5 protein-coding genes are annotated in these 6,984 nt (G+C 22.8%); 4 read left to right on the forward strand and 1 reads right to left on the reverse strand.

The genetic code is table 11. The annotated features are described in order from the left end of the window. Window positions 1-43 precede the first annotated feature (43 nt). Window positions 44-988, forward strand: a complete 945-nt coding sequence (gene trmB / locus X274_RS06770) for a tRNA (guanosine(46)-N7)-methyltransferase TrmB (RefSeq protein WP_052913225.1) — start codon at window positions 44-46, stop codon at window positions 986-988. A 40-nt stretch (window positions 989-1,028) separates the two neighbouring features. Then, window positions 1,029-2,864, forward strand: coding sequence for a diguanylate cyclase (locus X274_RS11605; RefSeq protein WP_052913226.1), 1,836 nt, complete (start codon window positions 1,029-1,031; stop codon window positions 2,862-2,864). A 16-nt stretch (window positions 2,865-2,880) separates the two neighbouring features. Here X274_RS11605 and X274_RS06780 read toward each other — a convergent pair whose 3' ends face one another. Next, window positions 2,881-4,008, reverse strand: coding sequence for an MFS transporter (locus tag X274_RS06780; RefSeq protein ID WP_047266061.1), 1,128 nt, complete (start codon window positions 4,006-4,008; stop codon window positions 2,881-2,883). A gap of 621 nt (window positions 4,009-4,629) precedes the next feature. Here X274_RS06780 and X274_RS06785 point away from each other — a divergent pair. Together X274_RS06785 and X274_RS06790 are read left to right on the forward strand one after the other, a co-directional pair. Continuing rightward, complete coding sequence (locus tag X274_RS06785) at window positions 4,630-5,868, forward strand: hypothetical protein (protein WP_047266062.1); 1,239 nt, start codon at window positions 4,630-4,632, stop codon at window positions 5,866-5,868. Window positions 5,869-5,895: 27 nt separating this feature from the next. Beyond that, a partial coding sequence (locus tag X274_RS06790; RefSeq protein WP_047266063.1) for a hypothetical protein occupies window positions 5,896-6,984 on the forward strand: 1,089 nt, incomplete at its 3' end.

Genomic DNA, 6,984 nt, shown 5'->3' on the forward strand with positions numbered 1-6,984 from the left:
TATGATAATATTAAATTTAGACTTAAAAAAAGGAGGATTTTTAATGCATGATAAAATTGGGGTATTAAAATATTTTATGAAACCCCAGCAATATGATACATATCCTATAAAATGGAACGAAATATTTGGAAATAAAAGAAAAATATATGTTGAAATAGGATTTGGCAGTGGAGAATATATGGCTGCACTTGCAAAATCTAATCCGGATATTAACTTTATTGGATTTGAAACCTCTTTGACAGCTTTGTACAAAGCACAAATTAATTTTCATAAAAATAATATTAAAAATGCTCGTGTTATTCAGGGAGATGCACGTCTTTTAATAAGAGAATTATTTTCATCTAATTCAATTTCAAAATTAATAGTGAATTTTCCCTGTCCATGGCCGAAAAAACGACATAAAGAAAGAAGAATTTTTATTACATCGTTTATTAATACTCTGGCTGATGTTTTAAAAAAAGGCGGGACAATAGAATTAGCAACTGATGTAGATTGGTATGCTCAAGAAGTTTATGAGAATTTCAGTAATTCTGAATTTTTTGAAACGCAAGAAATTATCAAAAATTTTAATAGACCTATAAAAACAAAATATGAGTTAAAATGGGACAATGAAGGTAGAAATAAATATTTATTTATTGCAAAAAAATTAAAAAGTTTTAAAATAAAAAGAGTTCTGGAGGGAGTGAGCGATTTGCCTCATAAAAATATAAAAGATATTGATATAGAAAAATTAAAAAGTTTAAAAGATAAAACATTCAAAGATAACAACATAACCTTTACAGTAAGCTCTGTGTATGAAGATTTATTAAATGATAGGTTCTTACTCAGGGTTGTTTCTACTGATGATGACTTCATGCAACAATATTATATATCAATATATAAAAAAACAAATGATTGGCTTGTTAAATTAGATTCAACAACAATTCCATACAGAACCCCTGCTGTAAAATATACAGTTTATAAAATTGCAGAATTAATTGAAAAATAAATCTTAAATATATTATAAAAATTATTATGTGGTGATTTATATGAAAACAAAAACTTTTAATCTTATCATTGTGTTATTACTTACACTTGGATTACTAATTATTTCCGTAAACTCATTATTTCAGATGAATAATGATAAAAAATTGCTCAATAATATGAAAAACTCAATATCTCTAATAAAAAATATATCTTCAGCTGTCTTTCATCTTCAGAATGAAAGAGGACTTGTTAATATGTATGTAAATGGTGAAAAAAGCGTTTACGATGAATTGGTAAAAGAAAGAAATCTATTTAATAAATATCTTGAAAATATTAAAAATTTAAACCTCGAAGATTTTTATTATAAAAAATTGGAGGATATTGAAAAAAAACTCAATTTATTGCGAAAAAATATAGGAAAAGATAATAATATAAATATTTTTATAAATTACACAACAATAATAAATGATCTCCTTGATTTTTATAATTATTCCATAAAGCAAAAAACTGTTTCAGAAACAGGAAAATGGTTGTCTTCCATATACTTTCTCGAAAGGATTAAGGAATATTCTGGTGAATTTCGAGGTATATTTTCAGTCATTGTATATAAAAAAATGAAAATAAGTGAAAAAGAATATTATTTATTGGATAGAAGTTTTTATTCGCTTATTGAATTTCCGAAATTTAAGGGTTTATCATTTACAAAAGAAACATATGAAAAATTAAATAATTTTTATAACTTTGAAGGTTATAAAAGTTTATGGAATTATTATGAACTTTTTGAGAAAAAATCTCCAAAACTATATGAATTAAATTCAAAAGATGTTTTTAAAAATCTGAGCATGCTTGTAAATTATTTTCAAAACATAATAAATTATGAACTATCAAGTCTGGATTCAAATATATCTTCCATTTTAAAGGAAAAAATAACTTTTTTATTTATTGATATTTTCACGCTATTTTTTAGCATTATTATGGCTATATTTATTATTATTAATTATTATAAACTGATAAAGGTTAAAGATGAACTGGATAAAAATCTGAGCTTATTTCAAACAATATTTGAAAATTCTCCTGTTGGTATAATAATTTTTAATACTAATTTAAAAGTGATTATGGCAAATCCAAGTTCGTTAAATGTCTTAAATTTGAAAAAAAATGATATTATCGAATTTGATCTATCCACACTACCAAATAAAATTATAAAAGATAATATTTTTAATGTTTTAAAAGGTAAAATTTCTTATTATGAAGGAGAATATACATCTTTCATTTCTGGAAAAAAAATTATTTTACGAGCTAAATTTGCTCCTTTAAAAAAAGATAATTATATTATTGGAGGTATAATTATTATGGAAGATTATACCGAAAGAAATAATCTTGAGAAAAAACTTAAACATCTGGCTACTCATGATATATTAACTGGACTGCCTAATAGAACTCTATTCTTTGAAAATTCAAAAAACATACTTGCAATTGCAAAAAGAAATAGTTTAAAATATGCTTTAATGTTTATTGATATTGATAATTTTAAAAAAGTGAACGACAATTTTGGACATGATAAAGGAGATGAAATTTTAATAGAATTTTCAAATATTCTAAGAAATTCTTTAAGGAATTCTGATCTTATTTCAAGATTCGGTGGAGATGAATTTGTTGTATTAGCTCAATATAAAGAATTAAAAGATATACATACAATAACAAAAAAAATGTCAGAAAAAATATACAGGAAATTTAGTACAAATAAATGTTCTTTTTCTATTTCATTAAGTATTGGTGTTTCATTATTCCCTGAACACTCTGAAAATATAGATACATTAATTAAATATGCTGATATGGCAATGTATAAAGCTAAAAAATTTAAAAATACAGTTATTATATACAAAAAACCCCAATAAGGGGTTTTTTGTTAATTTATATTTCTTTTACTTCATCAAAATTTTTTTTATAATTAAATAAGAATGCTGTTGATAATAAACTAATCATAGATAATATTAATATAAAGAAATTCATACCACCCATTGAATAAAAAATAGATAGATATGGCCCAAAAAAGTTTCCACTTATTCTAAAAGCTGAAAATACTGCCATTCCTTTTTCTTCAAAACCAACTGATAGATATGACGCATATTCACTACTCATTGTTAAAGATAGACCAAGGAACAATCCTGATATAATTATCAAAAATAGGAATAAAAACATCGATATTGAATTAGCAAACATCGCAAATATTAAAGTTGAAAACGTAGCAAGAGGTATCCAAATTCTCACTCCACTTATTTTATGTTTAAATAAATTTCCAAGCATTAAAGATAATGCAAATATTGATATATATATTTTTCCAAATATAGGATTATGAATATATTTTTCTATAAAAAATGGCATTGTAGCCTGAAATCCAACTATTACAGCTAATGTTAAAATACCAAAAAAAGCAGCTAAAAATATTCTTGGTGAAAACTTTGCTACCTGTTTTTTTACTTTTTCAGGATGAATATCTATAACAGGCAACTGTTTATAAACAAACAATGTGGCTATAAATAATATTACACCAACTGTCATTAAAATATAATGTGACATATAAATAAAACCCGTACCTATTACAAGAGGACCTATAACGGCTCCAAAACTTGCCAGAAATTCAACTAAACCAAAATATTTTGACTGTTCTTTTGCAGAAAAATTTGATTTTGTTATTACTGTTAATGCATTAGAAAATAGTGCAGAATCAGCTATTCCCTGGATTGCACGAAAAATTATTGCCAATATTGGTAATTTTAAAGATAATCCAGATAAATATAATGCTGTAGTCCATAATGCCATTGAATATAAAAATGTTTTACTTTCACCTTTTTTCTCTAATACCTTTCCCCAAAAAGAACCAAAAATAATGGATATTAAAGGGGTTATTCCTATATATGTACTTGCTAACCATGTTGAACCAAAAATTTCAGTTAATTGTGGAAAAGATGATGCTATTCCCACCTGAACAAATACCTGTAAAAATGGTAATGCGAGAATATATTTCAATGTGTTTTTCAACCGTCTCAACCTCCTGATATTATCTATTCTTAATCTTTACAGTCAACTTTAAACTATAAAGATTAAATTATGATGTATATTTTTTACTCACATATTAAATATATGATAATTATTGTTTCTAAAACTCTTTTTAAATCAAAGTTTAATCATCATGTAACGATATATGGATTCATAAAAGTTTTTATTCTGTTTTTTTATTTTCAACGCAGTATGTTATAATTGTAATGTATTTGTTTATAGTTATGAACTTTTGTTATCATATTAAAATTCCTGATAATAGTAATTTCAGAAGTTAACAACCAAAAATGTTTATAACTATTATAGTTGTTGTTAAAACTTTCAACATATATATTTTTATGGTTGATAAATTATAACAGGAATACTAACAATCAACGTTAAAAGTTATTTACTTATGAACAATTTAAATATTATCAACTAAAAATATAGAACATATATTCGTATTATGTACTTTGAACCAAAATAATAAAAGTTACATTTAATTATTTTCAAAACTTTCAACACATTAAAATACCCTATTATAAACATGTATACACTGTTATTAACTAACAACACTATCATAGCACCTGCACCAATATAAATAATATATAAAGGAGAAAAAATATGAAAAAAATTTTGTTGTTTATTTTAATAATAATAGTAATTCTTTTTTCACTGGATATTATATATATATATTCATCAACTAAAAAAGCTTTGATTCCTGTAAAAACAAACAACACCAATAATCTTGAAAAAGATATTTTCAAAATAAGCAATATAGATATAGAGGAAAATATAACAGTTGATACATGGTTTAAAAAAATGACAGAAGGTAAAATATTAATATTAAAAGACATTGTAACTGTTAATAAAAAAATTTATATTATAGGACAAAATGAAAAAATAAATCAAAATATAATAATAATAAGTTTTAATGAAGAAGGAGACATACTTTTCCAGAAAGAAATAAACATATCATCTAATGTAAAAATAAATACAGCGGAATACATAAATAATGAATTTTATATAGTAGGAACACAGGATTATAAACCAGTGATTTATATAGTAAATAACTCAGGAATATTAATAAAATCAAAAGTATTCAATAATAAAGGTGAATTCATAAAAATTATAAAAGATAATTTCGAAAATATTTATGTTACAGGATTCATAATAGAAAAAAATAAAAGAACAGGATATCTAACTGAAATTAATGAAAATCTTGATAAATTAAACGAATTTAAAATTACATGGTACAATGACGAAGTTATAACGGATATAAATTATGATAAAAACTATATATACTTACTCGGAAATACCAATTCTACAGCAAATAATAATGAAAATATTTTCATCATTAAATTAAATAAATTAAATTACAGTGATTATACAATATTAAAATATGGAAAAGAACAGTTAAATGAATATGGTAATACTATTTTAAAAGACAATGAATTTTATTATATTATAGGCTATAGTACAACAATAAATGGATTTCCATGGAAAGTATTAATAATTAAAACCGATAAAGATTTCAATAAAATATGGAGAAAAGATTATCTTTTAAAAAAATCTGCAAGAGGATTATCGGCAAATATCATAAATAAGAAAATTATTATATCAGGATATACATTAGAAAAAAATGATGACTTTGATGGATTTATATTACTATTAAATAAAGATGATGGTATTATTATAAAAGAAAATTATTATGGTGAAACTTTTGATGAAAGAATTTTAAAAACAATATTATTTGATGATAAAGCTTTGATATCAGTAGGATATCAGAAAAATCCAAATGACATTTTAGGAATAATATTATATTCAGATATAAACGGAGGATTAAATGGATTTATAAAGTAATCAACGATAATAGATTGGAGGTTAAAAATGAAAAAAGAAAAGGTATCTTTATATCAGTTAATATCAAAAAGTATAATGACAATAGTTATAACAAGTATTGTTTTAGTATTAATTTTAGTCAGCGTATTTAGCTATATAAATTTATTAAAAGTAGAAAAATCACTAAGAAATAATACAGAAAGTCTAATAAGATTTGCATTTAATTCATTATATAATGCGCTATATGATTTTGATTCTGTTTTTTATGAAAAATTAGATACATTAATGAATGAAATAAAAACATCACAGGATATAAATGAATCAATAGAAAAATTTGTTTCAACATCATACAAATCAAATAGAGAAAATAATGTCATAAAAAAAGTAAATATTGAGTCTATAGATCTAAAATTAAAAAATAAACTGATTAATCTTCAAAAATATAATTATCTAATAGAATTAGATTTAAAATCTGACAAATTACTAAGAAATATATATATAAAAACAGATGAGAATTTTTATGTTTTAAGCTCCATACTATCTATAGATAAAATAAAAAAAACAATAAATAATTTAGCAAATTTAAAAAATGAATATGACTTTATTTCAGATATCAATATATGTACGCATGAATTTGAAGGATTGTCACAAAACTTTTCTAATTTAACAGATGAAGATAAAAAGTATTTAGAAAAAGTTTTTTCTACTGAAAAAGATATCGTTATAAAAAATAATGAAAAAGTAAAATTTTACTATGTATGGAAATATGAAGATGAAAAAACTTTATTCAGGCCAATTGGTATAATATTAAAATTAGATTTTAATAAATATCGAAGTTCAATAATAATAAGCATTATTTTATTTTTTATATTGTTAAGTATAGTTATTATATCAATAGTTAAAAAAGCACATAAAGTATCAAAACAGATATCAAAACCATTTGAAATAATGCTTGATAATATGAAAAAATTTCAGAAAACACGTTACCTTGAATTTGATAAAATTATGGAAAAGTGTGAAATTAAAGAAATTAATGAGTTGATGACTGAATATCAAAAAATGGCTGAAGATATTATGACATCATTTGAAGAAATTAATGCTATGAACGAAGAATTAGAATCTTCTTACAAAGAAATT

Source organism: Marinitoga sp. 1155, from assembly GCF_001021175.1.
Lineage (GTDB): Bacteria > Thermotogota > Thermotogae > Petrotogales > Petrotogaceae > Marinitoga.